The following is a 26,653-nucleotide window of genomic DNA, read 5'->3' on the forward strand; positions in this document are numbered from 1 at the left end:
TTCCTTTCCATGCCGGCGAGCCGGCGATCCGCAACAGGCCCGTTGTATCGGACAATGCGGACATTGACAACATTGAATCAGCCCAGAAGTTCTGGGCTGACAACTAAAATCTTACTGGCAGGCTTCGCATTCCTCAAAGCCGTCATCGCCTGGACGCAGGTAGCAGGCTTCGCCATCGGCGTCGTCCGCCGCAGCTGCCACTACGGGCGCCACCACGGCGGCAGCGGCAGCCGCCACGACCGCTGCCTGGGCGCTCTGTGCGCTGGCCGACATGCCGCCATCGACTGCCACGGCGTTCAGCGCGCCCGTCTTGGAGGTCGATTTCTCCATGTGGGTAGCGGCGATGGTACGCAGGTAGTAGGTGGTTTTCAGGCCACGCAGCCATGCCAGCTTGTAGGTCTCGTCGAGCTTCTTGCCCGAAGCGCCAGCCATGTAGATGTTCAGCGACTGGGCCTGGTCGATCCACTTCTGGCGACGCGAAGCCGCTTCCACCAGCCAGCTTGGCGACACTTCAAAGGCCGTGGCGTAGATATCGCGCAGGTCTTGCGGGATGCGGTCGATCTTCACCAGCGAGCCGTCGAAGTACTTCAGGTCGGAGATCATGACTTCATCCCACAGGTCGCGCGCCTTCAGGTCGCGCACCAGGTAGCCGTTGATCTCGGTGAATTCACCCGACAGGTTCGATTTCACGTACAGGTTCTGGAACGTCGGCTCGATACAGGCCGACACGCCGATGATGTTCGAAATCGTCGCCGTCGGGGCGATCGCCACGCAGTTCGAGTTGCGCATGCCGAACTTGGCGATGCGCTCGCGCACCGGCGTCCAGTCCATGGCCGACGAGGAATCGACTTCCAGGTAACCGCCGCGCTCCTCGGCCAGCAATTTGACCGAGTCTTGCGGCAGGATGCCGCGGTCCCACAGCGAACCGGCGTACGATTCATAGCGGCCGCGCTCTTCAGCCAGTTCCGTCGACGCCAGGTAGGCGTAGTAGCAGACGGCTTCCATCGAGGTGTCGGCAAACGACACGGCGGCGTCCGAGGCGAACGGGATGCGCATCATGTGCAGGCAATCCTGGAAGCCCATGATGCCCATGCCGACCGGACGGTGGCGCATGTTCGAATTGCGCGCCTTGTCGACGGCGTAGTAATTGATGTCGATGACGTTGTCGAGCATGCGCATGGCCGTGCGGATGGTCTTGGCCAGCTTGACGTGATCGAGCTTGCCTTCCTTCATGTGCGCCGGCATGTTGACGGAACCGAGGTTGCAGACGGCGATTTCGTCAGGGCCCGTGTTCAGCGTGATTTCCGTGCACAGGTTCGAGCTGTGGACGACGCCGACGTGCGACTGCGGGCTGCGGATGTTGCAAGGATCCTTGAACGTGATCCATGGGTGGCCCGTTTCAAACAGCATCGACAGCATCTTGCGCCACAGGTCCAGCGCCGCGATCTTCTTGAAGACGCGGATTTCGCCGGCGGCGGCCTTGGCTTCGTAGCCCAGGTAAGCCTGCTCAAAAGCCTTGCCGACCTTGTCGTGCAGGTCCGGCGTGTCCGATGGCGAGAACAGGGTCCAATCGCCTTTTTCCATGACGCGCTTCATGAACATGTCGGGAATCCAGTTCGCCGTGTTCATGTCGTGCGTGCGGCGACGGTCGTCGCCCGTATTCTTGCGCAGGTCGAGGAATTCCTCGATGTCCATGTGCCAGGTTTCCAGGTAGGCGCAGACGGCGCCCTTGCGCTTGCCGCCCTGGTTGACTGCCACGGCCGTGTCGTTGACCACTTTCAGGAACGGCACCACGCCTTGCGACTTGCCGTTGGTACCCTTGATGTGGGCGCCCAGGGCGCGCACCGGCGTCCAGTCGTTACCCAGGCCGCCGGCGAACTTGGCCAGCAGCGCGTTGTCCTTGATGGCGTCGTAGATGCCTTCCAGGTCATCCGAGACGGTGCTCAGGTAGCACGACGACAGCTGCGAGCGCAGGGTGCCCGAATTGAACAGGGTCGGGGTCGAGCTCATGAAGTCGAACGAGGACAGCAGGCTGTAGAACTCGATGGCGCGCGCTTCGCGGTCCGCCTCGTTCAGCGCCAGGCCCATGGCCACGCGCATGTAGAACGCCTGCGGCATTTCGATGCGCACGTCCTGGATGTGCAGGAAGTAGCGGTCATACAGGGTTTGCAGGCCGATGTAGCCGAATTGCAAGTCGCGGTCGGCGACGATGGCTTTGGCCAGGCGCTCCAGGTCGAAACTGGCGAGTACCGGGTTCAGCAGCTCGGCGGCGATGCCCTTGGCGATATAGGCCGGGAAATACGTCAGGTATTCGGCGGCAGCGGCCGCTTGCGGCACTTCCTTGCCGAACACTTCCTTGCGCACCGTGTGCAGCAGGATGCGGGCCGTGACCTGGCTGTAGGCCGGGTCTTTTTCCATCAGCGCGCGCGCCGCCAGGATGGCCGACTTGTGCAGCTCTTCGACGGGCACGCCGTCGTACAGGTTCTTTACGGTTTCAGCGAGGATGGCGTCGGCATCGACGTGCTTTTCCAGGCCGGCGCAGGCGGCGTTGATCAGGTCGCGCACTTCCTGCATGTCCAGCAGGCGGCGCACGCCGTTATCCAGCACGTTCAATTGTGGCGCGGAAACTTGCGCGGAAGCGCCCAGCGCCTCCTTCTGCAGGCGGCGCTCTTCCATGTGCTTGGCGCGGTACAGCACGTAGGCACGCGCCACGTCGTGCTCGCCCGAACGCATCAGCGACAGTTCCACCTGGTCTTGCACGTCTTCGATATGGAAGGTGCCGCCGCCCGGCTGGCGACGCACCAGCGCGGCGACCACGCCAGCGGTCAACTGTTCCACCAGTTCGCGGATACGGGCCGAGGCCGCGCCCTGGCCGCCGTTAACGGCCAAAAACGCCTTGGTCATGGCGATGGCGATCTTCGAAGGCTCAAATGCCACCACTGCGCCGTTGCGGCGGATGATGCGATAGTCGCCCAAGGCCGCGCCGGTGCTCGCCACGCTATTGGCCGCGCCGGGCGCTGGCGATACTGGCGTTGGATGGATGGAAATATCTTGTGGTGATTGCATTGAAGCTCCCGTTGTCAGCTAAAGTCAGCCTGCAGTTTTGCTGCCGCGTGTGTTGTTGAATAGAACGCCCGATGGTCAGGGTTTCTTCAGGTATTTATTGCCAAATAGTAAATTTATAATGCACAAGCAGGGTCAGAATTAAAACAGCCAACCGTCACTGCCCGGCTGGCGCGAAACATGATCAAGGGTGATGAACCGCCAGTTCCCGTTGCCATACCAGCAAGCAGGGTAGCTTTGATAATAATTCTGAAAATGTCTGGGATGGCACTACATATAGTCGTTAAATCCAATTTCTGCACTAATTGTAGTGCCCATCGAAAGGCGATGCAATAGTTTTCCGGCATCGGCCCACCTAATTTTTTGTACTTTCTTATACGATTTCGGTTGACTTTTCAGGGTGTGGATGGAAAGCCCAATACCCGCGTAGTAAGCGCTAACGCAGGCCGCTCGCGCAAGGTTTCCTGCCATATTTCCTGGTATAAATTCCAGTCAAAAAATGGCCCCGGATCGGTCTTCCTTCCTGGCGCGATATGTTCATGGCCGCGTACATGGGCCAGTCCGTAGCGCGCCGACAGCGCCGCCGTCAGTGCCGCCAGGACACGATACTGCCGCGGCCGGAAAGGCACGCAATCGGAGCCTTCCATTTCGACACCGATGGAATATCCATTGCACTGCGGGCGGCCATCAAACGTGGACGTGCCGGCATGCCAGGCACGCTGGTCAGCCGAAACATATTGCAACAGCGCACCATCACGCCGCACAAAAAAGTGCGCCGAGACCTGCAAGCCACGCAGGTCGGCGAAAGAAGGATCGGCATTATAATCTACCCGGCCGGTAAACAAGTCCGACACATGCGGTCCGCCGAAGTGTCCGCCAGGCAAACTGATGTTATGGATCACCAGCAAATCGATGTGCGCGCCTGCCGGGCGCGCGTCCCAGTATGGCGAGTCATAGCGCACGGCGCCGTCGCACCAACCGTCTTCATCTATCTTCCACGCCTGCATGGGGCTCCTGTACATTCAATTTTTGCATCCTGTAGCGCAACTGGCGCACGCTGATGCCCAGCAGCCGCGCCGCCCGCGCGCGGTGATAGCGCGTTTGCAACAATGCCCGCACGATCATTTCGCGCTCGGCCTGGCGCATATACAGCGCCAGCGGCACAAGCGGCGCGTCGCTGCCGGCCGCCATGCCGGGCAAGGACAATTGCCGTTGCGGCATCGCCACGCCCGCCCGCAAGGGCGTGACCGTGGCACAGGCCGGCGCCGGCAGCGCAGCCGGCAGGCCCAGGCCGTCAAGCGCGAGCACCCCGCCGTCGGCAAATGCCAGCGCCCGCTCCAGCAGGTTTTCCAGCTCGCGCACGTTGCCGGGGAACGCGTACGCGCGCAAGGCCTCCAGCACGGCTGGCGCCAGGCGCACGACTTGTCCGGGCGCCAGGCGCGCCAGGATCGCCTCACATAATACCTGCAGATCGGCCAGCCGTTCACGCAGCGGCGGCACGGCCAGTTCGATCACATTGAGCCGGTAATATAAATCCTGGCGTACCGTGCCCGCCGCCACGCCGCGCGCCAGGCCATGCTGGCTGGCACACAGGATGCGCACGTCGACAGCCTCGTCGCGGCTGCCGCCAAGCTTGCGCACCCGGCGCTCCTGCAAGGCGCGCAGCAGCTTCACTTGCATGGCCAGCGGCAAATCGTCCACCTCGTCGAGCAGCAGGCTGCCGCCGTGGGCAGCCTGGAACAGGCCCTGACGCTCGTGCAGCGCGCCCGTATAGGCGCCCGGACGGCAACCGAAGAATTCCGCCTCCATCAGCGTTTCGGGTATCGCGCCGCAATTGACGGCGATGAACGGACAGCGGGCACGCGTGCCCTGGGCATGGATGGCGCGCGCCACCAGTTCCTTGCCGCTGCCCGATTCGCCGCGGATGGCCACGGGCGCGCCGCAACGGGCAATCCGGCTGATCTGCGCGCGCAAGGCCTGCATGGCGGCCGAGTCGCCGCTCAGCTGCGGTGGCGCGCCCATGGCCACCAGCTTGCCGGCGGCCACCATGGTAGGCGAATTGGACATGCTCGAAGCTCCCTGCGATGGCGATATCGGATCGCTGCAGACAGATGGTACGCCTGGACGGCGGCGGAGGACGTTACGATACGGATGAGCAATGCGGCGTGCCGGCGGCCATGCGATTACAGCGTGGCGTGCGCGTGGCTGCAGTAATCGTGGCCCTTGGCCTGCACGTTTTCGGACGCCGGGTAGTACACGCCGCAATGGGCGCAGCACAGCATCAGTTCGGCATCGGGCAATTCCTGCACCCGGCCGGGCGGCGCATGCGGCGGCTGTTGCTGCTGCTGGGCACGGGCGCGCTGCTGCAAGCCCCGGATCTTGCTGCGAATCGCAAACAGCACCAGGAATACCAGCGCCAGCCAAAACAAAACACGTGTCATGCGTAACCTCGGTGTAAAACCACTTCAAGTACAAAACGGCTGCCGACATAGGCCAGCAGCAAGGTAGCGAAACCGGCCAGGGTGAAGCTCAGGGCCGTCTTGCCGCGCCAGCCGCGGAAGCGGCGCCCGGCCAGCAAGGCGGCAAACAGCAGCCACGACAGCATGGTAAACACCGACTTGTGGTCCCAGGTCAGCGCCTTGCCAAATAATTGTTCAGAAAACACGATACCCGACAGCACTGTCAGGCTGAGCAAGATGAAACCGAGACCGATCATGCGGAAAAGCAATTTTTCCATCGTCAACAAGGCTGGCAGCTGATCCAGCGCACTGCCGATGAAACCGCGGCTTTCGCTGCGCGTATGCAGCCGCGACTCTTGCAACGCCATCAACACGGCGTGGAAGGCGGCGATGGTCAAGGTGCTGTAGGCAAGCACGGCCACGGCGATATGCCAGCCGAAGACGGCCGACTTGCCTTCCATGCTGACCTGGCTTCCGGGAAACGCCCACGCCAGGCCGACGGCGATGACGGCGCTGGGCATGACCATGCGGCGCAGTCCGTCCAGGCTGAAATTGCGGTTCTCTATCCAGTAGGCACCCACCGACACCCACAGCGCGGCCGAGAGCATGGCGGAAAAGCCGAAGCGCAGGGTGCCTGGCGCCATCAGGTCGAACCACAGGGTGGCGGCGTGCGCCAGCCAGGCGACGCCGGTCAGGCCGGCGATCAGGCGGGCGCGGGAAGAAGGGAGCACCGCACACGCTGCATATAACAGGGCGGCAATCAGAAAGAAATAGGTCTGCATGTTTTAAGTTTACACCATAGCCGGCAAGCGCGATTCAAGCGACAGCATGGGCGGCAGGCAACAAGTCCATTCGCCGATGCAAGCCTGCCATGATATCGCGCCTGAGGCCGCTCGGGGTGGCGCACCCTCAAGATTTCAACAATCTTTCGCGCCGCAACGCGCCGCCTGACTATATTAGTGTGCCGCAAAAAAATGATGGCCCGCTCAAGCGGGCCATCGGACACTGCGGCGGACAGGTTTTCTTACTTGACGTTCAGGCTCTTCTTCGCCTGTTCCAGCAAGTCCGTCTTGACCCAGTCCTTGGCCACGGGCGGTTTCGCCATGCGGCCCACGCCCGTCTTCACCATGACATCGGTGGTGGTCTGGATATGCTCGGGCGTCACGTCGTAGGAATACGGCGAATTGCTGATCGCATCGTCGAAGTCATCCTTCGTGATCTGGCCGCGGAAAATCACTTCGCGCACATATTTTTCCGCCGTGGGCTTGCTGTCGATAAAGGTCTTGGTGGCCTCGACGAAGCAGCGCATGAATTTTTCCGCCACGGGACGGCGTTCCTTGTAGAATTTTTCCGTCATCACCATGGTGCGCACGGGCTCGCCGATAGGCGTGTCGTACGGTTTGATGACTTCAGTACCAAAACCCTTGTTGATCGCCTGCGACGATTGCGGTTCCGATTGCATCATGGCATCGATATTCTTGCCCATCAGCGCCTGGTTCAAGTCCGCGTAGGCCAGGAAGACCAGCTGCACATCCTTGCCCTTCTGCTCGGACACGCTCAAGCCATTTTGCGCCAGCTCGGCCAGCAGCAGCACCTCCTGGATGCCGCCACGCGTCACGCCCACGCGCTTGCCCTTCAAGTCCTTGACGCTGGCGATCTTTTGCCCCGCCCCCGCCACCAGGCGCGCGCCGCCCTTGGCAAAGCCGGCCACCACATAGATGGGCGCGCCGCCGGCACGGCCGGAAATGGCCGCCTCGGACGCCGTCGCACCCACGTCCAGCTCGCCCGCGATGATCGCCTGCATCACATCGAGGCCCTTGGCAAACACGTGTTCCTCGACCTTGATGCCGCACTTGGGCGCAATTTCCTTGATGTACGACACGGCGCCGTAATGGGCGAATTTCAAATTCCCCAGGCGCACGACTTCCTGTGCCTGGGCGGCGCCCATGCCGAACGCCAGCATGAGGGCGGCGGCGATACCGGTCTTCAAGGTCCATTTCTTCTGCATCGGTTTCTCCTGTGGTGGTTGGTGTGTGCCCGCATGGGCAGAACTACGCGAAACACTGCTTTTTTATTATGGGGAGATAGTACCGTGTGTTGAGCCAGGAGCAATCCTTTTTATTTCACGATGCAATATATGCCCCGTCTGACGACATGAATACAGCCCTGTACCTCACGCCATGTCCACTGTCAGAGCGGAAACAAGTTCTGCACGATGAAGTCCACGAAGACCCGGAGCTTCGGCGAGAGATGTTTGCTGGAGGGCCACAATATGCGCAATGCGGTGCAGTCCTAGTTGTATTCGTCCAGCACAGTGACGAGTCGGCCTTCGTCCAGCTGACGACGCACGGCGATGTCAGGCACACAGGCAATGCCGAGACCTTGTTCGGCAAAGCAAATCTGCGGGTCCAGCGCATTCGTTACCATGCTGCCCGGCAGATCCATGGAGAAGGGCTGGTTGTTCCTGCTCAACGGCCATGCGTCCATTTTGCCCGTAGCGGGATAGCGGTACAGCAGGCAGGCGTGGTTGGCCAAGTCTTCAGCTTGCTGCGGAAGTCCAGCCCGTTGAAAATAGCTGGGAGCGCCGACGATGACTCTTCGATAAGAGCCGAGCTTATTGCGCAAGGCTTGAGCGTCTCTGAAAGCCTGGCAGGCCAGTTCATTACCGCCTACGCAGTCGGTGCGCTGGTCGCCGCCATTCCGGTCACCATGCTTACGCAAGGCATGCGGCGGCGTCCGTTGCTATTGACGGCAATCTTCGGCTTTGCGCTTGTCAATCTCGTCACCGCGCTTTCCGATAGCTATGGCCTCTCTCTGGCGGCGCGCTTCTTCGCCGGTGTCTTCGGCGGAATCGTCTGGACGCTCCTGGCTGGATATGCGGTGCGCATGTCGCCACCTCATCTCAGCGGACGGGCGATCGCGATATCCGGTGCCGGCGCGACCATCGCTTTGGTGCTCGGTGTACCGCTCGGTGCGCTGCTTGGCCGCGCCATCGGCTGGCAAGGCGCATTTGGCCTGATGAGTACCCTGGCGCTCTTGCTCATGGCGTGGATCATCGCCATCGTCCCCGACTTCCCTGGCCAGAGCAAGGGGCAGCGCCAGCCTCTTTCCAGTATATTTTTCAAGACCGGTATTCGCGCCGTGCTGTTCGTTGTCTTCACTTTCGTTGTTGCCCACAACATTCTCTACATCTATATCGAGCCATTGCTCGCGCCTTCGGGCTTGTCAGTGAACGTGGAGACCATCCTGTTCGTTTTCGGACTCGGTTCGATCATCGGCCTATGGTTCGTCGGTGCCATGGTCGATCGTCGGCTGCAATTTCTTGCCGTGGCAAGCGTCATGGTCTTTGCCGTTGCATCACTGCTGCTGGGTCTTTGGGGCGACCTTTCACAGGTGGTCTACCCCTCTGTGGCGGTATGGGGCCTCGCTGTCGGCGGCTTTGCCACAATCACTCAAACGGCCTTGTCCCGCTTTGCCGGCGAGTCGGTTGATGTGGCGCAATCGATGTACACGACGGGCTGGAACACCGCGGTGGCCAGCGGCGGCGTTGTCGGTGGAATTTTGCTTGACCGGTCAGACGTGGCGTCGTTCGCATGGACCGTTATCGGATTTCTCGTCGTCTCGTTGCTGGCTACAGTCTTCGCCATGAACAAAGCGCTGGCAAGCCGGAATTGAAACGGTGCTTGCTACGTGTGGCGCCGCAGCTCACCCTTGACGCCGGTGCAATGCCTGGCCGCGATGGCAGGCACTGCGCCGGCGTTGCTACAACACCTACTGGCCCGCCAGCGCCACCACCGGGTCGAGTCCCGACGCCTTGCGCGCCGGCATGAAGCCAAATACCAGCCCCGTCACCACGGCGCAGGCAAAGGCGCCGGCGATGGCGCTGAGCGAAAAGATCACCGGCACGTCCCAGACCAGCAGCAGGCCGGCCACCGTCACGCCGACGACGATGCCGGCCACGCCGCCCACCACCGACACCAGCACGGCCTCGGTGAGGAACTGGCGCAGGATGTCGCGCCGGCGCGCGCCCGTCGCCATGCGGATGCCGATTTCCCGCGTGCGCTCGCGCACCGTCATCAGCATCACGTTCATGACGCCGATGCCGCCCACCACCAGCGAGACGGCGGCGATCAGGCTGAGCATCATGGTCATGTTGTCCTGCGTCTTGGCTTCGGCGGCGATCGACGCGGCCGCGTTGCTGATGCCATAGTCGCGGATGCGGTGGCGCTCGAACATGGTGGCGTCGACGGCCGCCTCCACCTCCGTCACGCGCTTGACGTCGGCCACCGCCAAGACAGTGTACGTCGGCTCGCGCTGGCCGAAGACGCGGATGCCGGCCGTGGAAAACGGCAGCAGCAACACGTCGTCTTCATCCTTCTCGCCCGTCAGCGCACCCTTCGCGCTCATCACGCCGATCACCTGGAACGGCACGTTGCCGATCAGGATGCTCTGTCCCACGGGATTGGCCACGTCGGGCATCAGCTTTTCGGCCAGGTGCGCGCCCAGCACGGCCACGGTGGCCATCTCGCGCTCGTCCTCGTCGGTAAAGAAGCCACCCTTGGCCACCGGCCAGGTCTGGATCTGCGGCAGGGCAGGCCCCGTGCCGCGCACATAGGTCTGCACGTCGAGGTTACCGTGGCGTATCACCTTGTTGCCCGTGACATTCGGCAGCACATGGGTGATGCCCGGCACATCCTTGAGCGCATCGAGGTCGGCCAGGGTGATGCTGCGCCCGGGGATGCGCGAACTTTCGCCGCGCGACGCCATGTACAGCAGGTTCGAGCCGAACGCACCTAGTTGGGCCATCACTTGCTGGCGCGTGCCCAGGCCGATGGCCAGCATGACGATCACGGAAGCGACGCCGATGACGATGCCGAGCAAGGTCAATCCCGTGCGGAAGCGGTTGATCCACAGCACGCGCCAGGCGGCGCGCGCCGCGTCGAGCAATTCCGTGCCCAGCGAGGCGCCCGTGTCATGGGCGGCGCGCGACATGTCCAGCGGCGGCAAGGCCGTCGACGTGGCGGGAATGGCGATGGCGCCCGAATCTTCGACGATTTGACCGTCGCTGATCTCGATCACGCGGCGCGCCTGGGCCGCCACCTTGCGGTCATGCGTAATGAGGATGATGGTGTGGCCCGCGTCGGCCAGTTCGCCCAGCAAGGCCATGACTTCGGCGCCGCTGCTGCTATCCAACGCCCCCGTCGGTTCATCGGCGAGGATGATGCGCCCGCCATTCATCAGGGCGCGGGCGATCGACACGCGCTGCTGCTGCCCGCCCGACAACTGGTTCGGCCGGTGGTCGAGCCGCTCGCCCAGGCCCAGGCGCTTGAGCAGCGCTTCGGAACGGGCGTGACGGGCCGCGGCCGGCATGCCCGCGTACAGGGCCGGCACTTCCACGTTTTCGCGCGCCGATTCGGTGGCGATCAGGTGGTAGCCCTGGAAGACGAAGCCGAACGCTTCGCGCCGCAGCCACGCCAGTTCATCGGGATTCAGGCTGGCCACGTCCTGGCCGGCGAAGCGGTAGCTGCCGTCGCTGGGACGGTCCAGGCACCCAAGCAGATGCATCAGGGTCGACTTGCCGGAACCGGACGCGCCCACGATGGCGACGAATTCGCCGGCGCCGATGGAGAGGGTCAGGCCGCGCAGCACTTCCACGGCCGGCGCGCCGTCATGGCCGCCGTAGCGCTTGCGGATGCCGGCAAGCTCGATCAGTGGCGCTGGCTGGCCCGGCTGCCCGGACTGGCCCAGCGACGCCGCTTCATTCATGGCACTCATAGCTGGAACCTGCTGGCGCCGCTGCTGGCCGGCTGCTCGCCCGTGACCAGCAATTCACCTTCGCGCAAGCCTTGCAGCACTTCCGCGCTGAGGCGGTTGCGCACGCCGACGGTGACGGCGCGCGTATCGACCTTGCCGTCGGCATCCATCACGCGGGCCGTGAACTGCCCCGGCTTGGCGCCTTCTTCCGTCGACGGTTTCAGGGCCGGCAAGGGCACGGCCAGCACATTGTTCGCCGCGGCCGTGACGAACACCACCTGCGCCGTCATCTGCGGCATCAGTTCGCCATCGGCGTTATCGACGTCAAACAGCACGGTGTACAGAATCACCTTGCTGGTCGACGGCGCCAGGGCCGTGCCGGCGGCGGAACCACCGGGCACCGGCGGCGCCGGCAGCACTTGCCGCACCTTGCCGCTCCAGCGCCGCTGGTCGCCACCGAGGGTGGTGAAGTACACGGGCATGTCCGGGCGCACGCGGCGCACGTCCGCTTCCGACACTTCCGTCCACACCGTCATGGCCGACAGGTCGGCGATGCGCAGGATGTTCGGCGTCTGGTACGTGGCGTTCAGGGTCTGCCCCTCTTTCGCGTCCAGGCCCACGACGCTGCCGGCCATGGGCGCGTAGATGCGCGTATAGCCGAGGCGCGCCTCGTCCGCCTTCAGGCTGGCCTGGGTCTGGGCTATCTGCGCCTTCAGGTGGTCGATCTTGGCGGCGGCCGATGCCAAGGTGGCTTCGGCCGTCTCCAGGTCGGCCAAAGGCGTCGAGTCGAACTTCGCCATCTGCTTCTGGCGGCCATGCTGCTGGCCCGCCAGGCGATGCTGCGCCTGCTGGTCGGCCAGCTGCGCGCGCAAGCCCGCCAGCGCGGCGCGGCCCGCGTCCACCGTGGCTTGCTGCACGCTGGGGTCGATTTCGGCCAGCAACTGGCCTTTTTCCACGGCGCTGCCCGGCTGCACGTGCAGGCGCGTGATCTGGCCCGACACCTGCGCGCCCACGTCGACATAGGTTTGCGGCTGCAGGGTGCCGATGGCCGTGACGCTGGCCTCGATGTTGCCGCGCTTGACAGGCGCCGTGTCGAACACGGTGGCCGGGCCACGCGTGGCCCACAGTGCACCGGCGCCGAACAGCGCCAGCAAGACCACGCCGCCGAGGATGCGGGCGCGGCGGGAAGGCAGGCGGGCCGCCATCAGGAAGCCGCCTTGCGGTTGCAGCTAGAGTAAAACGGTGTCGCCAAACGTGAAAAATACATCGGTCTATCCTTGAAAATGGCGGTGAACATCACCGCAGGAACGTCACAAGACCTGCCAGCGCGGCGACGGCTGCCAGCAGGGAACTACGCAACAGCAATCGGGGCGCATACGGCAGCAGTAGGGCCACCAGCAGCGCGCCGGCCGAAATAAAACCCAGCCAGGCAACCACGCCGACGGTGGCGCTCCAGCCGACCACGCAGGGCCAGATGGCCAGCGCCAGCAGGACGGCGCCGGCCAGCTGCAGCGCGCGCCGCACGTTCGGCGCCGCGTCGCGCCCCCAGACCTGGCCGTGATGGCGGTCCATCGCCAGCGAGAGGCTGGCCATGCCCGCATACGCCAGGCCCAGTGCGCACAGGATGGTATTGATCATGACTGTCCTTCCGTAGTGACGTGCAGGCTGGCAGAGGGCGTTTCCCTGGCGGCGGCCTTTTTCAGCGGTTTTTCCTTGCGTTTGTGGACTTTCCACGCGCCCCAGGCGGCCAGCAAGCCAAAGGCCATGCTGCCCAGTTCCACGCCGGCGCTTTCCCAGTCGCCGCGCGAGATTTGCGCCGCCAGGTTGTCGCCCGTGCTCAGGACATTGAGCACCGGCAGCAGCAGGCACAGGGTGGCCAGCAAGCCCAGTTGTTCGATCCACGCGCGCTTTTCCGCGCGCACGCAGGCGTGCACCAGCATCAAAAACCAGACGCCGAAGAAGGCCCGCACTTCCCAGCCGGCGCGATGCTCGATGCCGACGGGGATCAAGCGGTTGGCCCACAGGAAGCCCACGCAGGCGATGGACAGGCCGGCAATCGCCGCCACGTTCAGGCAGGCGATCACGCGGTAGACGCGCTGCGTGTAAGCGCCGAACTCGCCGCCCGACTTCTGGCGCCGCTTGACCATGAACATGATCGCGCCCGTGCCCATCATGGCCGTGCCGGCCAGGCCGCAGAAGAAATACAGCCAGCGCATGGGCGTGCCGCCAAAGCCCACCATGTGCAGATTCGACATGACGGAGCGCGTCAGGCCCGCGCCGCCCGTGTCGGACGCGCCGGGCAGGCGCAAGGCGGTCTGCTCGCCCGTGGCCAGCGCATAGCAGGCCCTGCCCGTGTTGGCGCTGATGCGTTCCATCGTGTCCGACTCTTCATTCCAGCCGTACATGCACACGCGCATGGAGGCGTCGTTCGGATTGTCCAGCACCACGGCGCGGATTTCCTGGCCGATGGCCTGTTCGGCGCGCTGCGCAAACGATTCCAGCGCGGGAATGGCCAGCGGCTGGCCAGTGCGCGCGGGCTTGCCCGCATCGTTCCAGTCGGACAAAAAGGCGCGCTTGCCGTTTTCCATGCCATATTGGGCCGCCACGGGCGCCGGCACATAGTCGTCGCTGAAGAACGACAGCCCCGTATAGGCGATCATGAACTGGAACGGCAAGGTCAGCACGGCCACCGCGTTGTGCGCGTCGAGCCAAGAGCGCTGGCCCTTGGCCGGACGGAAGGTGAAGAAATCCTTGAAGATGCGCTTGTGCGTGATGACGCCGCTCACCAGCGCGACCAGCATGATCATGGTGGTGATGCCGACGATCCATACGCCGATGCGCCCCGCGTGCAGCTCGTAGTGGAAATCGACGAAATGGTGGCCACCGATGGTGTCGCGTTCCGTTGCCTCGCGCACAGGCTCGATGACGGCCCCCGTCAGCGGATCGAGGTCCGCCGAGCCATAGCCGCCGCTGGGCTGGAACCAGTAGGCGGACAGGCCGTGGCCGGGACGCTGCACGGGCCAGATTTCCCACATGTCCGCCTTCGGGTGTTCCTTGGCCATGAAGTCGAGCGCCAGCTCCAGGCGGTGGCCACGGTCCGTGACCTTGGGCAGCGGCGGATCGTTCGCATGCGCCGCTTCTTCCAACGCGTGTTCGGGCGTCATCCAGTGGCCGATCGGGTCGTCGAAGACGGCCAGGGTGCCGGTCAGGAAGATGGCGAACAGCAGCCAGGAAATCCACAGGCCGCTCCACGTATGCAGCCAGGCCATGGCCTGGCGCAAGCCGCCCTGCTGCGGCGTCTTGACCACTTTGTCTACCTTGACGGCGTTCATGCGGCACCTCGCGACAGCAGCAGGCCAAGGCCGCCGCATAGAATCGCCGGCAGCAGCATGCCCAGCCAGGCGCGGCGCAGGTCCTGCACGGCAAAGACCCAGACCACGGCGCAGGTGTAGACGACAAAGGCGCTCAGGGTGGCCGTCAGCACGGCTTCGGCGCGCGACAGCGGCAGCACGGCCGCCAGCAGCACGGCCACGCCGGACGTGAGCGCATAGCCGCCGAAGACGGCGGCGAGCACGCGCGAGAACAACATCATGTTGGCCGACTTCCTCATCGCGGCACTCCCTGCGGCACCAGCGCGGTCACGCCATCGCGGGCCGGGTTCAACTGCACATCCATAAGCCATGCATCCTTCATCAAGATAGGTCATTCAAAAGTGATTGTTTACAGTTTGTAGTTCAAGGTCAGCATCACATTGCGCGGCGCGCCGGGCAGGTTGCCGAAGACATCGGAATAAATGCTCTGGTAATAGTGCTTGTCGAGCGCATTGTTGACGTTCAGGCGCAACTCGGCGCGGCTGTCGACCTGCCAGGTCGCATTCAGCCCCACGACCGCGTAGCGGCCCTGGCGCAGATGGTAGCGGCCGTCGCTCGACTCGGTCGCGCCCTGCCCGTACACCGACGCGCCGACGCGCCAGCCCCGCGCGGCGCCGGACAGGCGGTAGCTGGTGGCCAGCTTGAGCTGCTGGCGCGGATAGCGGCTGTTGAAATCCTTGCCGATATTGGCCGGATCGCTGTCGCGCGTGAATTGCGCCTTCACATACGTAAAACCGGCCGACAGCTGCCAGTCGGGCGTCAACGCGCCCGCCACGTCCAGCTCCACGCCTTCGCTGCGCACTTCGCCCGAGGCGCGCTGGCAATAGCCCCAGGTGCTGCCGGGGCAGGGATTCGGGCCCGCCAGGTCGTCCACGCCGCGGTTCTGCTGGCGGATCTGGAACACGGCCGCGCTGGCATTGAGGGCGCCGCCGAAGTATTCGCCTTTCACGCCGGCCTCGTAGTTGGTGCCGCTGATCGGCTTCAACGGCTGCGCATTGGCGTCGGTGGACGCCTGCGGCTGGAAGATCTCGGTCCAGCTGGCGTACACGGAATGCTGCTTGTCGAGGTCATACACGACACCGGCGTAGGGCGTGAATTCGCGCGCCACCGAGTAGCCGGCATCGTCCTTGTACCAGCTCACGCGCCCGCCCAGCACCAGCGACAGCGGATCGGTCAGGCGCAGGCGCGTGCCCGCATACACGCCGCTTTGCTCGGTGATGCTGGCCGTGCGCCACTGCGCGTAGTTGATGACGGGGCGCGCCACGCTGCCCGCATCCCAGTTGAACGGGTCGAGCACGGGTGCGGCCGCGCCCCAGCTGTACGGGGCCCAGCCGCCATAGCTGTTTTTCGACGAACGGCGGTGGCTGGCGCCGACCGTCAGCTCGTGCTCGCGGCCGAACAGGCTGTAGCTGCCGCTGGCATACGCGTCGTAGCTGGTGTTGGCCAGCTCGGCGCGGTAGCTTTGCGAATTGAAGCGCAGAGTGTCGCCGCGGCGGTTGATGCCGGAAAACGTGGTGTCGATCTCGGGCGTCTTGCGCGTGGCAGACAGCTTGGCCTTCCAGCCGTTGCCGAAGCGGTGTTCCAGTTCGGCGAAGATGGTTTTATCGGTCTGGCGCCAGCCGTCGAAGTCGCTGCCCAGGTAAGTGGAGCGGGGCAAATTCAAAAAGCGGCCGTCGGCGGCCGTCACCACGCCCGTCACGACGCCGTCGTTATCGGTCTTGCGGTAGTGGGCGCCCACGGTCAAGGTCGTATCGGGACGCAGGTCGGCCTCGATGACGCCGTACAACTGGTGATTGCGGCCATGCAGCACGTCGACAAAATCCTGCTTGTCCTGCACCGTGACGACCATGCGCCCGCGCAGGGTCTTCGCTGCGTTGAGCGCGTTGGCCGCATCGGCTTCCAGCCGGTAGTTGCTCCAGCTGCCGATGCTGGCCGAGAACGCCGCCTGCGGCGTGGCCGTGGGGCGCTTGCGCACCAGGTTGATGGCCGCGCTGGGCGTGCCGCTGCCCGTCGTCAGGCCCGTGGCGCCGCGCACCACCTCGATGCGGTCGTAGATGGCCAGGTCGTCATTGTCGCCATTGAAAGTACCGTTCGCCCCCAGGCTGGTGGGCAGGCCGTCGAGCAGGATGTTGTCAACTGGAAAGCCGCGTGCGCTGAAACTGCCCGAATCGCCCGTAAAGTTGCCCTTTTGCATGACCAGTCCCGTGATCGACTGCACGGCGGCGTCCAGCGTGGTGATGCCCAGGTCATCGATCTGCTGGCGCGTCAGCACGCTGACCGACTGCGGCGTCTCGCGCAGCGACAGGTTCAGCTTGGTGGCCGTATTGCTCACGCCGGTCGTATAGGAACCGCTGCCTTCCGTCGTCGCGTCGCGCCCCGCCGTCACGGACACGCCTGCCATGGTCTGCTCGGACGCGGGGCTGGCCGGCGCCTGCTGGGCCAGCGCGGGCAGGCTGGCAACCAGGCACAGGGCCGCGGCCGCCTGCGCCAGCGGACGCAGTGAGGAGTGAGGTGATGTCAAACTGACAAAAGGCAAAGCGTGCGACATGAAAGTTCCTGATAGTAGTGGCGTCATCCGACGGTAAAAAAACAGGCGCCTACCTTGTAGGTGCCGCGAAAATGAAAAACGGGCAATCGAACTGCATATATTTTTTGCGGGGCCGCTACGGTGCGGGTTCCACCGTGACCCAATAGCGCGTGCGGCTGCGTAGCTGCACCGGCAGAGAATTGGGCAGCATGTGCAGGATGCGCTGCGTGTCGGCCAGCGGAAACACGCCAGACAAGCGCAACTGGGCCACTTCCGGCGCGCAAAGGAGCACGCCAGGGCGGTAACGGGCCAGCTCGGCCAGGAAATCGCCGAGGGTCACGTCATCGACGATCAGCTGCCCGCGCGACCAGGCACCGGCATACGCGTCCAGCGCATGCGGGGCGTCCGGCGCCAGGCGCGAGAATGTCACGCTGTGTCCCGCCGCCAGGCGCAAGGGCGCGCCGCCGCCATCGGCCGGCCGGATCTCGACGGCGCTTTCAAACACGTCCACCGTGCTGTAGCCATCTTGCTGGCGCACGGAAAAACGCGTGCCCAGCGCGCGCACCAGGCCTTCGCGCGTGGCCACCACCAGCGGCGCAGCGCTGCCGGCGCCATGGCCGCTGACGACAAGGATCTCGCCGGCCAGCAGCTCGATCAGGCGGCGCCCGGCGTCGAAACGCACATTGACGGCCGATGCCGTATTCAGGCTGAGCACGCTGCCATCGCCCAGCAGCACCTCGCGCCGCTCGCCCGTGGCCGTGCGGTAGTCGGCGCGCAGGGTGCGCGCGCCGTGCCAGGCATCCGTCTGCGCGGCCAGCAGGCCGCCGCCGGCAACCGCGCCCAGCCAGGCCAGCAACTGGCGCCGCCGGCCCCGGACAGGCGCGCCGGCCAGCGCCTGCGCGGCCGCGCTGCGCTGCAGCGGCGCGGCATTGAAACGCCGCGACACCGCCTCGATATGCAGCCAGGCACGCTCATGCTCGGGGTCGTGCGCGCGCCACTGCTGCCAGGCGGCCCGTTCCCGCTCGCCCGCCTCGTCCGACATCAGCACGGTCAGCCATTCGGCCGCCTGCTGGCGCACGCTGTCGCGGATAGGCGCCTGCGGCGCAGGCTCGCAGGCGCTGCTCACGCCGGCAGGGAAAAAAACACGTGCCGGTTGGCGCGCGTCAGGTATTGCTTGACCGAGCTGAGCGACACATCCAGGCGCGCGGCGATGTCCGCATAGCTGAGGCCTTCCAGCTGCGCCAGCAGGAAAGCCGCGCGCACGGCGTGCGGCAAGCCGTCGAGGGCCGCGTCGATTTCCTGCAACGCTTCCAGCGCCAGCAAGCGTTCCTCGGGCGCGGGCGCCGCATCGGGCGGCAGGCAGGCCAGGGCCGCCAGATAGGCGTCTTCCAGCACCTGGCGCCGATAGCGGTGGGCCACCAGGCGCCGCGCGATGGTGGCCAGGAAAGGGCGCGCTTCGCGGATCTGTGGCGCGGCGCCGGCTGTCAGCACGCTGATGAAAGTATCTTGCGCCAGGTCCGCCGCCTCGCAGGCATTGCCCAGCTTATGCCGCAGCCAGCCCTGCAGCCAGCCGTGATGGCTGCGGTAGAGCGCGTGCAGGTCTTGTTGCTGGGCAAAATCGGCGGCCGACATGGCATCCCTTTCCGGTCTGGCGCGGCGCGCCTGCGAATGTAAATAAGAATTATTCTCATTTTAACCGTGTTTTTGGCTTTCATGCAATCGTGGCGTTGCCATAAATACCAACTAATCCAAAAATGGCGCGACCGCCAGGCTGTGCAGCGCAAGCCCGCCAGGACCCCGCGATGGGGTAAAATGACGGCCATCGTCCGGTTTAGAGCCTCGCCCCAGCAGATGAATGCATCTCCTGCCAGGACAGGTTCTTAGCGCCGCCCACTCCCAAGCTTTTCATTGCAGGTTCATCATGCTAGATAATCTCACCCAACGGCTTGCCAAAGTCGTCAAGACCATGCGCGGCGAGGCGCGCCTGACCGAAGCGAACACCGCCGAAATGCTGCGCGAAGTGCGCCTGGCGCTGCTCGAAGCCGACGTCGCCCTGCCCGCCGTGCGCGAATTCATTGCCAAAGTCAAAGAAAAAGCCATGGGCGAGGATGTCATTTCCTCGCTCACGCCTGGCCAGGCCCTCGTCGGCGTGGTGCAGCGCGAGCTGGCCGCCATCATGGGCGCCGACCTGGGACCGGAAGCGTCGCAGCTCAGCTTTGCGCAGCAGCCGCCCGCCATCATCCTGATGGCCGGTCTGCAGGGCGTGGGCAAGACCACCACCGTCGGCAAGCTGGCGAAGTACCTGAAGGAAGAAAAGAAGAAGAAAGTGCTGACCGTCTCGGCCGACGTGTACCGCCCCGCCGCGATCGCCCAGCTGCAATCGGTCACGGCCCAGGTGGGCGCCGACTTCTTCCCGTCCACCAGCACGGACAAGCCGGTCGATATCGCCCTGGCTGCGCTGGACTGGGCGAAAAAGCACTACCACGACGTGCTGATCATCGATACGGCCGGCCGCCTCGGCATCGACGAAGAGATGATGCGCGAGATCGCCGCCGTCCACTCCGCCGTGAAACCGATCGAAACCCTGTTTGTCGTCGACGCCATGCTGGGCCAGGACGCCATCAACACGGCCAAGGCCTTCAATGACGCGCTGCCCCTGACCGGTATCGTGCTGACCAAGCTCGATGGCGATGCGCGCGGCGGTGCCGCCCTGTCGGTGCGCCATATCACGGGCAAACCGATCAAGTTTGCCGGTGTCTCGGAAAAGCTCGACGGCCTGGAAGCGTTCGATCCGACCCGCATGGCCAACCGCATCCTGGGCATGGGCGACATCCTCGCCCTGGTGGAAGAGGCGCGCAAGGGCGTCGACAGCAAGGCTGCGGCCGACCTGGCGCAAAAGATCAAGGTAGGCGGCAAGTTCGACATGAACGACTTCAAGGCGCAGCTGGGCCAGATGAAGAAAATGGGCGGCATGGCCAACCTGATGGACAAGCTGCCGGCCCAGTTCCAGCAGGCGGCAGGCGGCAAGAACATGGACCAGGCCGATAAACAGGTGCGCCGCATGTGCGGCATCATCGATTCGATGACGCCGCAGGAACGCGCCAAGCCTGAACTGATCAAGGCCACGCGCAAGCGCCGCATCGCCGCCGGCGCCGGCGTGCAAGTACAGGAAGTGAACCGCATGCTGACGCAATTCGAGCAAATGCAGACGATGATGAAGAAATTGTCGGGCGGCGGCATGATGAAGATGATGCGCTCCATGAAGGGCATGATGCCTGGCATGAGGTAAGGCTTCAAAATCCGCTGCGCGGGGCGCTTTGCGCGCCGGCGATGCTCACCGTACTAAAGTACGGTTGCGCTTCTCGGCCACAAATCATCGCCGCTCGCTGTGATTTTGAAGGCCTTTTTTACGCCGCGTATCGAAAGTCGATAGATCAAAAAACATCGTTCTAAATAATGCCGGATTGCATTTTCATGTGTCCGGCATCACGCTTCCCTCCCTCCGCAGTCTCCCTCCCCGCATAGCCAGCAACCATGCCATTTACGGGCAAAAATGCGCTGACGCGTCCGCAAGCGCTGCGCCCGGGCGACAGGCGCGGCATTTCCCTGCTTTTTCCTCGTGAAAACGTGAAAAACACTTGCATACTAGGTAAATCCCCACCAATATTAGCCGTGCGATCAATTGCGCAATTTCCCATGTGTTTGTTAAGGAGGCTCGAAGATGGCAACAGCCAAAAAAACCCCAGTAGCAGCGCCAGCCAAAGCAGCAGCAGCCAAGCCTGCAGCCGCGAAGAAAGCAGCACCCGCAGCCAAAGCAGCAGCAAAACCAGCAGCGGCGAAGAAAGCGGCAGCACCGGCAACACCACGCAAGCCAAACGCAGCATTCATGAAAGCAATGACGCCATCGAAAGAGCTGGCCGCCGTTGTCGGCGCAGCACCACTGCCGCGCACGGAAGTGACCAAAAAGGTATGGGATTACATCAAAAAACTCGATCTGCAAGATCCGGCCAACCGCCGCATGATCAATGCGGACGACAAGCTGAAAGCTGTTTTCGGCGGCAAAGCCCAAGTCTCCATGTTTGAAATGACGAAACTCATCTCCGATCATTTGAAATAATCAAATACGCGCCGGCCCAACACCGAGCGAGTGCCCCGCAGCTGATTCAGCGAGCGGGGCATTTTTTTGGCTGCAAACGCCAACAATGTTGTCGGATTACGGTCTTGCAGACCTAATCCGACGTCCGACCTACCCTGCCGGCTTGAACTCCCATTGTTTCCACGCCGCCCTTACCGCATTCGGATACTCGGCCCGTCCCCGGCTGCCGTTGTAGCGCCCCAGCGCCAGGTACAAGTCCCCCTTTTCCATGTCCAGGTACATGCGCAAGATCGCGCAGCCATAACGCAAATTCGTCTGCATGTGGAACAGCTTGCTGCGGTCATGGTCGCCGATGACGCCGGTCCAGAACGGCATCACCTGCATGTAGCCGCGCGCGCCGGCCAGCGAGACCGCATACTTGCGGTAGGCCGACTCGACCTGGATCAAGCCCAGCACCAGGGCCGGCTCCAGGCCCGCGCGGCGCGACTCGTACCAGACCGTCTCCAGGAATTCCGTGCGCAGTTGCGCGTCCGGCAGCTTGCGCTGCAGGCGTTGCGACATCTGCGCCAGCCATTGCTGGTAGCGCTGCAAGTCGGCGGGGGTGGAAAACTTGGGTTGCGGCGGGCGCTCGTCGCGGATCGCGTGCGACAGGGCCAGGCGGACGGAGTCGGCCAGCGCCTCCTCTTTCTGGTTGCCGGCCCGCGCCGGGGGGACGCAGGCCAGGCAGGCGGCCAGCGCGAGGGCGCCGGCCGCGTGGCTTACATGGACGCGACTCACTGCGCCATTTTGCCCTGGATAAAGGCGACGATCTCGTCCGGCGCCACACCAGTGGCTTCCGCATCGCGGCGGCCCTGGTATTCCAGCTTGCCTTCTTTCAGGCCGCGCTCGCCGATGACGATGCGGTGCGGCACGCCAATCAGTTCCCAGTCAGCAAACATGGCGCCCGGGCGCAGGCCGCGGTCGTCGACGATGACATCGACGCCAGCGCCTTGCAGGGCCGCGTACAGCTTCTCCGTCTCTTCCTTGACCAGTTCGCTACGGTCCATGCCCATCGGGCACAGCACCACTTCAAATGGCGCGATCGAGGCGGGCCAGATGATGCCCTTGTCATCGAAGTTCTGTTCGATGGCGGCGCCCAGGATGCGCGTCACGCCGATGCCGTAGCAACCCATCTGCAGCGGCGCCGGCTTGCCGTTCTCGTCGAGGAAGGTGGCCTTCATGCTTTCCGAGTACGCCGTACCCAGCTGGAATACGTGGCCCACCTCGATGCCGCGCTCGATGGCCAGTACGCCCTGGCCGTCCGGCGAGGCGTCGCCGGCGACGACATTGCGCAAGTCGGCCACGATGGCAGGCTCGGGCATGTCACGGCCCCAGTTGGCACCCGTGTAGTGGAAACCGGCGTCATTCGCGCCGCAGACGAAGTCGCTCATGTGGGCGACCGTGCGGTCCGCCACCACGGTGACGGGCGCTTGCGTGCCGATCGGGCCCAGGTAGCCAGGGATGGTGCCGTAGACTTCCAGGATTTCCGCTTCCGTCGAGAAACGATGACCGGCCAGGCCGGCAACCTTGCCCACCTTGATGTCGTTCAATTCATGGTCGCCGCGCAGCAGCAGCATGAAATGCTGTTTCGTGACTTTGTCGTCCTTGCCCGTCGTTTCCACCGTCAGGGCGATGGTTTTCACGGTTTGCGCCAAATCAAGACCCAGCAGGGCGGCCACGGTTTCACACTTGACGGTGTCCGGCGTGGCCGTTTTCGTCAGCGCCTGGGCGGCGGCGGCGCGCTCGCCGGCCGGCGGCAGCGCTTCGGCCGCTTCCATGTTGGCGGCGTAGTCGGAGGTCGGGCAATACACGAGCGCGTCTTCGCCCGTATGGGCGATGACGTGGAATTCATGCGAACCGGAACCGCCGATGGCGCCGTTGTCGGCCGCCACGGCGCGGAATTTCAGGCCGAAACGCGTGAAGATGCGCGTGTAGGCGTCAAACATGACCTTGTACGACGCTTGCATGCCGGCCAGGTCGCGGTCGAACGAATATGCGTCCTTCATGGTGAATTCGCGGCCGCGCATCAGGCCGAAGCGGGGACGGCGCTCGTCGCGGAACTTGGTCTGGATGTGATAAAAGTTCAATGGCAACTGGCGGTAGGACTTGATTTCCGTGCGCACGACGTCCGTGATGACCTCTTCCGACGTCGGCTGGATCGCGTATTCGCGGCCGTGACGGTCTTTCACGCGCATCAATTCGTCGCCCATCTTGGTCCAGCGGCCCGTTTCCTGCCACAGTTCGGCCGGCTGCACGAGCGGCATCAGCAGTTCGATGGCGGCGGACTTGTTCATCTCGTCACGGACGATGGCTTCCACCTTGCGGATCACGCGCAGGCCCATCGGCATATAGGTATAGATGCCGGAACCGAGGCGTTTGATCATGCCTGCACGCATCATCAATTGGTGGCTGACGATTTCCGCGTCAGAAGGTGCATCTTTAAGTGTAGAAATAAAAAAACGGGAGGCGCGCATAACAGTGAATTCTTTTTAAAAAGAGAGGGTTATAATCAACCTAATTTTAAAGGATTAGCTGGCTGATGCGTCCATACTTTACACAAATGCGCTCAATTGGTGCGATTCCGGCGCTTTTCGCACCCCGAAAAGGCTGCCGGCTTGCGGAGTTGTGGGTAAAAATGTAAAAAAAGACGCTCTGTCGCAGAAAGTTTGAGGTGCATTATGCTCGACCGTGAAGGGTTTCGGCCCAACGTCGGCATCATCCTGCTAAACGCCCAGAACGAGGTGTGGTGGGGCAAGCGGGTGCGCGAGCACTCTTGGCAGTTTCCGCAGGGCGGTATCAAATATGGCGAAACACCGGAACAAGCCATGTTTCGCGAACTTGAAGAGGAAATCGGACTCAGACAGGAACACGTCAAAATTGTCGGCCGCACCCGCGACTGGCTGCGCTATGAAGTGCCAGACCACTTCATCAAGCGCGAGATTCGCGGCCACTACCGTGGCCAGAAGCAGATTTGGTTTCTGCTGAGAATGTGCGCGCGCGATAACGACGTCAATCTGCGCCTGACCGACCATCCCGAGTTCGACGCCTGGCGCTGGCATGAGTACTGGGTCCCGCTCGATGTCGTGATTGAATTTAAACGCGATGTGTACCAGCGCGCCTTGCAGGAGCTGTCCCGCTTCCTGACCTGGCCCGTGCATGGCAATGCGCAGCAGCCGCACCGCCATACGTCACGCTACCTGCGCCAGCCCCATGCGCCACGGGCACAGGACGGCGCGGCACTGGCCAAGCCTTGCGACGGCATTGCCGCCGAAGGGTGTACGCCGGAGCTGATCTTGCCGGGCAAGGGGTAGTCCGCCGCAATGAACGCACGCTCCCACGCAAAAGGGGCAGCCTGAACAGGCTGCCCCTTTTTTCATGCCGGCAAGAAACTCCCCTGCCGGTCAGGCTGGCTTAGTTTGCTGCCGGCGCTGGCGCAGCGCCTGGCACGTCGAGCGTAACCGCCTTCAAGCCCAGGATATTGCTGCTGTGCTGGCGGATCTTGTTGGCCAGCGCCGGGTCGTCATTGAGCTTCTGCCCGTACGAAGGCACCATTTCCAGCATCTTTGCCTGCCATGCCGGGGTCGCCAGGCGGTCCTTGAAGGCCGTCTGTACCACCTTGATCATGATCGGCGGCGCGGTCGAGGCGCCAGGCGAGGCGCCCAGCAGCGCAACGATGCTGCCATCGGCGGCGCCGACGACTTCCGTACCGAACTGCAACAAGCCGCCTTTGACAGGATCATCCTTGACGATCTGCACGCGCTGGCCTGCGTTTTGCAGGGTCCAGTCTTCCATCTTGGCGTTCGGCAAGTATTCGCGCAGGGTCTTCAAACGGTCTTCCGGCGTGTTCATCACCTGCTCGACCAGGTATTTGGTCAGCGGAATATTGTCGTAGCCGGCTTGCAGCATCGGTTTCACATTGCCCGTGCCGATCGAGGCAGGCAGGTCGATCCAGGAACCATTTTTCAGGAACTTGGTCGAGAAGGTGGCAAACGGGCCAAACAGCAGGGCTTTCTTGCCATCGATGATGCGCGTGTCCAGGTGCGGCACGGACATCGGCGGCGAGCCGACGGAGGCCTTGCCGTAGACCTTGGCCGCATGCGCCGCCACCAGTTCAGGATTGGTGGTCACCAGCCATTGGCCGCCGACCGGCACGCCGCCGTAGCCCTTGGCTTCAGGAATGCCCGATTTTTCCAGCAGCGGCAGCGAACCGCCGCCGGCGCCGATGAAGACGAACTTGGCGCGCATGGTCTTTTCCTTGCCTGCGTTCAAGTCTTTCACCGTCACGTTCCACACGCCATCGGCGCCGCGCCGGATGTCTTCCACCTGGTGGCGCAGGTGCAGGACCATGCCGTGGCTGTCCGTCAGGTAGCTCACGAGACCGCGCGTGAGCGTGCCGAAATTGACGTCGGTACCGATGTCCATGCGCGTCGCAGCCACTTTCTGGCCCTTGTCGCGCCCTTGCATGACGAGCGGCGCCCATTGCTCGATCTGCGCAAAGTCTTCCGAGTACAGCATGCCCTTGAACAGGTTTTCCTTTTGCAGCGCGGCGTAGCGCTTCTTCAAAAAGGCGATATTCTCATCGCCCCAGACAAAGGCCATGTGCGGCACGTTGTTGATGAAGGTTTGCGGCGCGCCCAGGTGCTTCTTTTCTACCTGGTAAGCCCAGAATTGCTTGGAAATCTCGAACTGTTCGTTGATGGCAACAGCTTTCTTCGTTTCGATGCTGCCGTCGGCCGCTTCGGGCGTGTAGTTCAGCTCGGCAAATGCCGAATGGCCCGTGCCCGCGTTGTTCATCGCGTCCGAACTTTCGGCCGCCACGGCATCGAGGCGCTCGACCATTTCCATCGTCAGCGAGGGATCGAGTTCCTTGAGCATGCTGCCCAGGGTGGCGCTCATGGTGCCGGCGCCGATCAGCAGCACGTCGACCGGTTTCTCGGAAGAAGCCGGGGGTGTCTTGTCACATGCCGCCAGGATCAGGCACGACATCAAAAGTAATAGCGATTTACGCATACGTAACTCCATTTTTGGATACTGAAGGATGATTCTTGCGTGCCACCGTGGCGGCACCATCGCTGTATTGAATGAAAAACAGCCCGCCAACCGGAACGCCTGGGCGGCCGGAAAAGCGAATATCGATGGTGATAGGCATGCTGCCGCGCTCCGGGATAAGCCAGGAGCGAGATCTGGTGGCAAAGGTGCGGGCAATGGAGGCACGGAATGACAACAAAATCGCCATCGTGTCCAGCGCAAATATCAAGAGCGGCGATTTTATCACCGTTATTTGGCGCCGCCAGGCCGCGGCGGTAGTGGATAATACTTACTGCAGGGTATTAAATGTCGGTGA

The 26,653-nt window shown here is 63.4% G+C and carries 23 protein-coding genes; 4 read left to right on the forward strand and 19 right to left on the reverse strand.

Annotation, left to right across the window (positions count from 1 at the left end; genetic code table 11):
* Positions 1 to 111: 111 nt before the first annotated feature.
* From AC3RCJ_RS25760 to AC3RCJ_RS25790, 7 genes are all read right to left on the reverse strand, one after another.
* On the reverse strand, positions 112 to 3,066 hold the full coding sequence (locus tag AC3RCJ_RS25760; RefSeq protein WP_492957104.1) for a ribonucleoside-diphosphate reductase subunit alpha: 2,955 nt from the start codon (positions 3,064 to 3,066) through the stop codon (positions 112 to 114).
* Between the two features lie 392 nt (positions 3,067 to 3,458).
* Positions 3,459 to 4,070: a 1,6-anhydro-N-acetylmuramyl-L-alanine amidase AmpD gene (gene ampD, locus AC3RCJ_RS25765; protein WP_492957105.1), complete on the reverse strand. Its 612-nt coding sequence runs from the start codon at positions 4,068 to 4,070 to the stop codon at positions 3,459 to 3,461.
* Positions 4,048 to 5,130 (reverse strand): sigma-54 interaction domain-containing protein, encoded by a 1,083-nt coding sequence (locus AC3RCJ_RS25770; RefSeq protein ID WP_492957106.1) that lies wholly within the window; start codon positions 5,128 to 5,130, stop codon positions 4,048 to 4,050. The genes ampD and AC3RCJ_RS25770 overlap by 23 nt, the downstream gene beginning before the upstream one ends.
* Positions 5,131 to 5,246: 116 nt before the next feature.
* Complete coding sequence (locus AC3RCJ_RS25775; protein WP_492957107.1) at positions 5,247 to 5,504, reverse strand: PP0621 family protein; 258 nt, start codon at positions 5,502 to 5,504, stop codon at positions 5,247 to 5,249.
* A complete protein-coding gene (locus AC3RCJ_RS25780; RefSeq protein WP_492957108.1) occupies positions 5,501 to 6,304 on the reverse strand; it encodes a cytochrome C assembly family protein in 804 nt (267 codons plus the stop codon). Before AC3RCJ_RS25780 ends, AC3RCJ_RS25775 begins: the two co-directional genes overlap by 4 nt.
* A 242-nt stretch (positions 6,305 to 6,546) precedes the next feature.
* Complete coding sequence (locus AC3RCJ_RS25785; protein ID WP_492957109.1) at positions 6,547 to 7,530, reverse strand: ABC transporter substrate-binding protein; 984 nt, start codon at positions 7,528 to 7,530, stop codon at positions 6,547 to 6,549.
* Positions 7,531 to 7,814: 284 nt separating this feature from the next.
* Entirely contained in the window at positions 7,815 to 8,147 is a 333-nt protein-coding gene (locus AC3RCJ_RS25790; RefSeq protein WP_492957110.1) for a LysR substrate-binding domain-containing protein, read from the reverse strand.
* Positions 8,148 to 8,150: 3 nt separating this feature from the next.
* Here AC3RCJ_RS25790 and AC3RCJ_RS25795 point away from each other — a divergent pair, with 3 nt between their 5' ends.
* On the forward strand, positions 8,151 to 9,197 hold the full coding sequence (locus AC3RCJ_RS25795) for an MFS transporter (protein ID WP_492957111.1): 1,047 nt from the start codon (positions 8,151 to 8,153) through the stop codon (positions 9,195 to 9,197).
* Positions 9,198 to 9,293: 96 nt separating this feature from the next.
* Here the strand turns inward: AC3RCJ_RS25795 and AC3RCJ_RS25800 are convergent, their stop codons facing one another.
* The 8 genes from AC3RCJ_RS25800 to AC3RCJ_RS25835 all read right to left on the reverse strand — a co-directional run bounded on the left by AC3RCJ_RS25800 (position 9,294) and on the right by AC3RCJ_RS25835 (position 18,806).
* A complete protein-coding gene (locus AC3RCJ_RS25800) occupies positions 9,294 to 11,288 on the reverse strand; it encodes a MacB family efflux pump subunit (protein WP_492957112.1) in 1,995 nt (664 codons plus the stop codon).
* A 5-nt stretch (positions 11,289 to 11,293) separates the two neighbouring features.
* The gene (locus tag AC3RCJ_RS25805) at positions 11,294 to 12,481 is read right to left on the reverse strand and encodes an efflux RND transporter periplasmic adaptor subunit (RefSeq protein WP_492957113.1); all 1,188 of its coding nucleotides are present in this window, start codon (positions 12,479 to 12,481) and stop codon (positions 11,294 to 11,296) included.
* Between the two features lie 91 nt (positions 12,482 to 12,572).
* Positions 12,573 to 12,914 (reverse strand): DUF3325 domain-containing protein, encoded by a 342-nt coding sequence (locus AC3RCJ_RS25810; protein WP_492957114.1) that lies wholly within the window; start codon positions 12,912 to 12,914, stop codon positions 12,573 to 12,575.
* A complete protein-coding gene (locus AC3RCJ_RS25815) occupies positions 12,911 to 14,608 on the reverse strand; it encodes a PepSY-associated TM helix domain-containing protein (RefSeq protein WP_492957115.1) in 1,698 nt (565 codons plus the stop codon). The genes AC3RCJ_RS25810 and AC3RCJ_RS25815 overlap by 4 nt, the downstream gene beginning before the upstream one ends.
* Positions 14,605 to 14,868 carry a hypothetical protein gene (locus AC3RCJ_RS25820; protein WP_492957116.1) on the reverse strand — a complete coding sequence of 88 codons (264 nt, stop codon included), beginning with the start codon at positions 14,866 to 14,868 and terminating at the stop codon, positions 14,605 to 14,607. The genes AC3RCJ_RS25815 and AC3RCJ_RS25820 overlap by 4 nt, the downstream gene beginning before the upstream one ends.
* Positions 14,869 to 14,996: 128 nt before the next feature.
* A complete protein-coding gene (locus AC3RCJ_RS25825) occupies positions 14,997 to 17,195 on the reverse strand; it encodes a TonB-dependent siderophore receptor (RefSeq protein ID WP_492957117.1) in 2,199 nt (732 codons plus the stop codon).
* A 115-nt stretch (positions 17,196 to 17,310) separates the two neighbouring features.
* Positions 17,311 to 18,300: a FecR domain-containing protein gene (locus AC3RCJ_RS25830; protein ID WP_492957118.1), complete on the reverse strand. Its 990-nt coding sequence runs from the start codon at positions 18,298 to 18,300 to the stop codon at positions 17,311 to 17,313.
* Complete coding sequence (locus tag AC3RCJ_RS25835) at positions 18,297 to 18,806, reverse strand: sigma-70 family RNA polymerase sigma factor (RefSeq protein ID WP_492957119.1); 510 nt, start codon at positions 18,804 to 18,806, stop codon at positions 18,297 to 18,299. The genes AC3RCJ_RS25830 and AC3RCJ_RS25835 overlap by 4 nt, the downstream gene beginning before the upstream one ends.
* 289 nt (positions 18,807 to 19,095) lie before the next feature.
* Between AC3RCJ_RS25835 and ffh the strand changes: the two genes are divergently transcribed.
* Together ffh and AC3RCJ_RS25845 are read left to right on the forward strand one after the other, a co-directional pair.
* On the forward strand, positions 19,096 to 20,463 hold the full coding sequence (gene ffh, locus AC3RCJ_RS25840; protein ID WP_492957120.1) for a signal recognition particle protein: 1,368 nt from the start codon (positions 19,096 to 19,098) through the stop codon (positions 20,461 to 20,463).
* Between the two features lie 432 nt (positions 20,464 to 20,895).
* Complete coding sequence (locus AC3RCJ_RS25845) at positions 20,896 to 21,291, forward strand: SWIB/MDM2 domain-containing protein (protein WP_071653383.1); 396 nt, start codon at positions 20,896 to 20,898, stop codon at positions 21,289 to 21,291.
* A gap of 129 nt (positions 21,292 to 21,420) precedes the next feature.
* Here the strand turns inward: AC3RCJ_RS25845 and AC3RCJ_RS25850 are convergent, their stop codons facing one another.
* Together AC3RCJ_RS25850 and AC3RCJ_RS25855 are read right to left on the reverse strand one after the other, a co-directional pair.
* Positions 21,421 to 22,047: a lytic transglycosylase domain-containing protein gene (locus AC3RCJ_RS25850; RefSeq protein ID WP_492957121.1), complete on the reverse strand. Its 627-nt coding sequence runs from the start codon at positions 22,045 to 22,047 to the stop codon at positions 21,421 to 21,423.
* Positions 22,044 to 23,783: a proline--tRNA ligase gene (locus AC3RCJ_RS25855; protein WP_492957122.1), complete on the reverse strand. Its 1,740-nt coding sequence runs from the start codon at positions 23,781 to 23,783 to the stop codon at positions 22,044 to 22,046. Before AC3RCJ_RS25855 ends, AC3RCJ_RS25850 begins: the two co-directional genes overlap by 4 nt.
* A gap of 204 nt (positions 23,784 to 23,987) precedes the next feature.
* On the opposite strand from AC3RCJ_RS25855, the gene AC3RCJ_RS25860 reads away from it, so the two are divergent.
* Positions 23,988 to 24,620 carry an RNA pyrophosphohydrolase gene (locus AC3RCJ_RS25860; RefSeq protein WP_492957123.1) on the forward strand — a complete coding sequence of 211 codons (633 nt, stop codon included), beginning with the start codon at positions 23,988 to 23,990 and terminating at the stop codon, positions 24,618 to 24,620.
* A 100-nt stretch (positions 24,621 to 24,720) separates the two neighbouring features.
* Here AC3RCJ_RS25860 and mqo read toward each other — a convergent pair whose 3' ends face one another.
* Both mqo and AC3RCJ_RS25870 read right to left on the reverse strand, forming a co-directional pair.
* A complete protein-coding gene (gene mqo / locus AC3RCJ_RS25865) occupies positions 24,721 to 26,319 on the reverse strand; it encodes a malate dehydrogenase (quinone) (RefSeq protein ID WP_492957124.1) in 1,599 nt (532 codons plus the stop codon).
* Positions 26,312 to 26,545 (reverse strand): hypothetical protein, encoded by a 234-nt coding sequence (locus AC3RCJ_RS25870; protein WP_492957125.1) that lies wholly within the window; start codon positions 26,543 to 26,545, stop codon positions 26,312 to 26,314. The genes mqo and AC3RCJ_RS25870 overlap by 8 nt, the downstream gene beginning before the upstream one ends.
* Positions 26,546 to 26,653 lie beyond the last annotated feature (108 nt).

This window comes from Janthinobacterium sp. GW822-FHT07H11 (assembly GCF_058798615.1).

Bases quoted from the DNA above. Each gene is read 5' to 3' on its own strand.
- AC3RCJ_RS25760 (WP_492957104.1), bottom strand. From the start codon at position 3,066: ATGCAATCACCACAAGATATTTCCATCCATCCAACGCCAGTATCGCCA.
- ampD (WP_492957105.1), bottom strand. From the start codon at position 4,070: ATGCAGGCGTGGAAGATAGATGAAGACGGTTGGTGCGACGGCGCCGTG.
- AC3RCJ_RS25770 (WP_492957106.1), bottom strand. From the start codon at position 5,130: ATGTCCAATTCGCCTACCATGGTGGCCGCCGGCAAGCTGGTGGCCATG.
- AC3RCJ_RS25775 (WP_492957107.1), bottom strand. From the start codon at position 5,504: ATGACACGTGTTTTGTTTTGGCTGGCGCTGGTATTCCTGGTGCTGTTT.
- AC3RCJ_RS25780 (WP_492957108.1), bottom strand. From the start codon at position 6,304: ATGCAGACCTATTTCTTTCTGATTGCCGCCCTGTTATATGCAGCGTGT.
- AC3RCJ_RS25785 (WP_492957109.1), bottom strand. From the start codon at position 7,530: ATGCAGAAGAAATGGACCTTGAAGACCGGTATCGCCGCCGCCCTCATG.
- AC3RCJ_RS25800 (WP_492957112.1), bottom strand. From the start codon at position 11,288: ATGAATGAAGCGGCGTCGCTGGGCCAGTCCGGGCAGCCGGGCCAGCCA.
- AC3RCJ_RS25805 (WP_492957113.1), bottom strand. From the start codon at position 12,481: ATGGCGGCCCGCCTGCCTTCCCGCCGCGCCCGCATCCTCGGCGGCGTG.
- AC3RCJ_RS25810 (WP_492957114.1), bottom strand. From the start codon at position 12,914: ATGATCAATACCATCCTGTGCGCACTGGGCCTGGCGTATGCGGGCATG.
- AC3RCJ_RS25815 (WP_492957115.1), bottom strand. From the start codon at position 14,608: ATGAACGCCGTCAAGGTAGACAAAGTGGTCAAGACGCCGCAGCAGGGC.
- AC3RCJ_RS25820 (WP_492957116.1), bottom strand. From the start codon at position 14,868: ATGATGTTGTTCTCGCGCGTGCTCGCCGCCGTCTTCGGCGGCTATGCG.
- AC3RCJ_RS25825 (WP_492957117.1), bottom strand. From the start codon at position 17,195: ATGTCGCACGCTTTGCCTTTTGTCAGTTTGACATCACCTCACTCCTCA.
- AC3RCJ_RS25835 (WP_492957119.1), bottom strand. From the start codon at position 18,806: ATGTCGGCCGCCGATTTTGCCCAGCAACAAGACCTGCACGCGCTCTAC.
- ffh (WP_492957120.1), top strand. From the start codon at position 19,096: ATGCTAGATAATCTCACCCAACGGCTTGCCAAAGTCGTCAAGACCATG.
- AC3RCJ_RS25845 (WP_071653383.1), top strand. From the start codon at position 20,896: ATGGCAACAGCCAAAAAAACCCCAGTAGCAGCGCCAGCCAAAGCAGCA.
- AC3RCJ_RS25855 (WP_492957122.1), bottom strand. From the start codon at position 23,783: ATGCGCGCCTCCCGTTTTTTTATTTCTACACTTAAAGATGCACCTTCT.
- AC3RCJ_RS25860 (WP_492957123.1), top strand. From the start codon at position 23,988: ATGCTCGACCGTGAAGGGTTTCGGCCCAACGTCGGCATCATCCTGCTA.
- mqo (WP_492957124.1), bottom strand. From the start codon at position 26,319: ATGCGTAAATCGCTATTACTTTTGATGTCGTGCCTGATCCTGGCGGCA.
- AC3RCJ_RS25870 (WP_492957125.1), bottom strand. From the start codon at position 26,545: ATGGCGATTTTGTTGTCATTCCGTGCCTCCATTGCCCGCACCTTTGCC.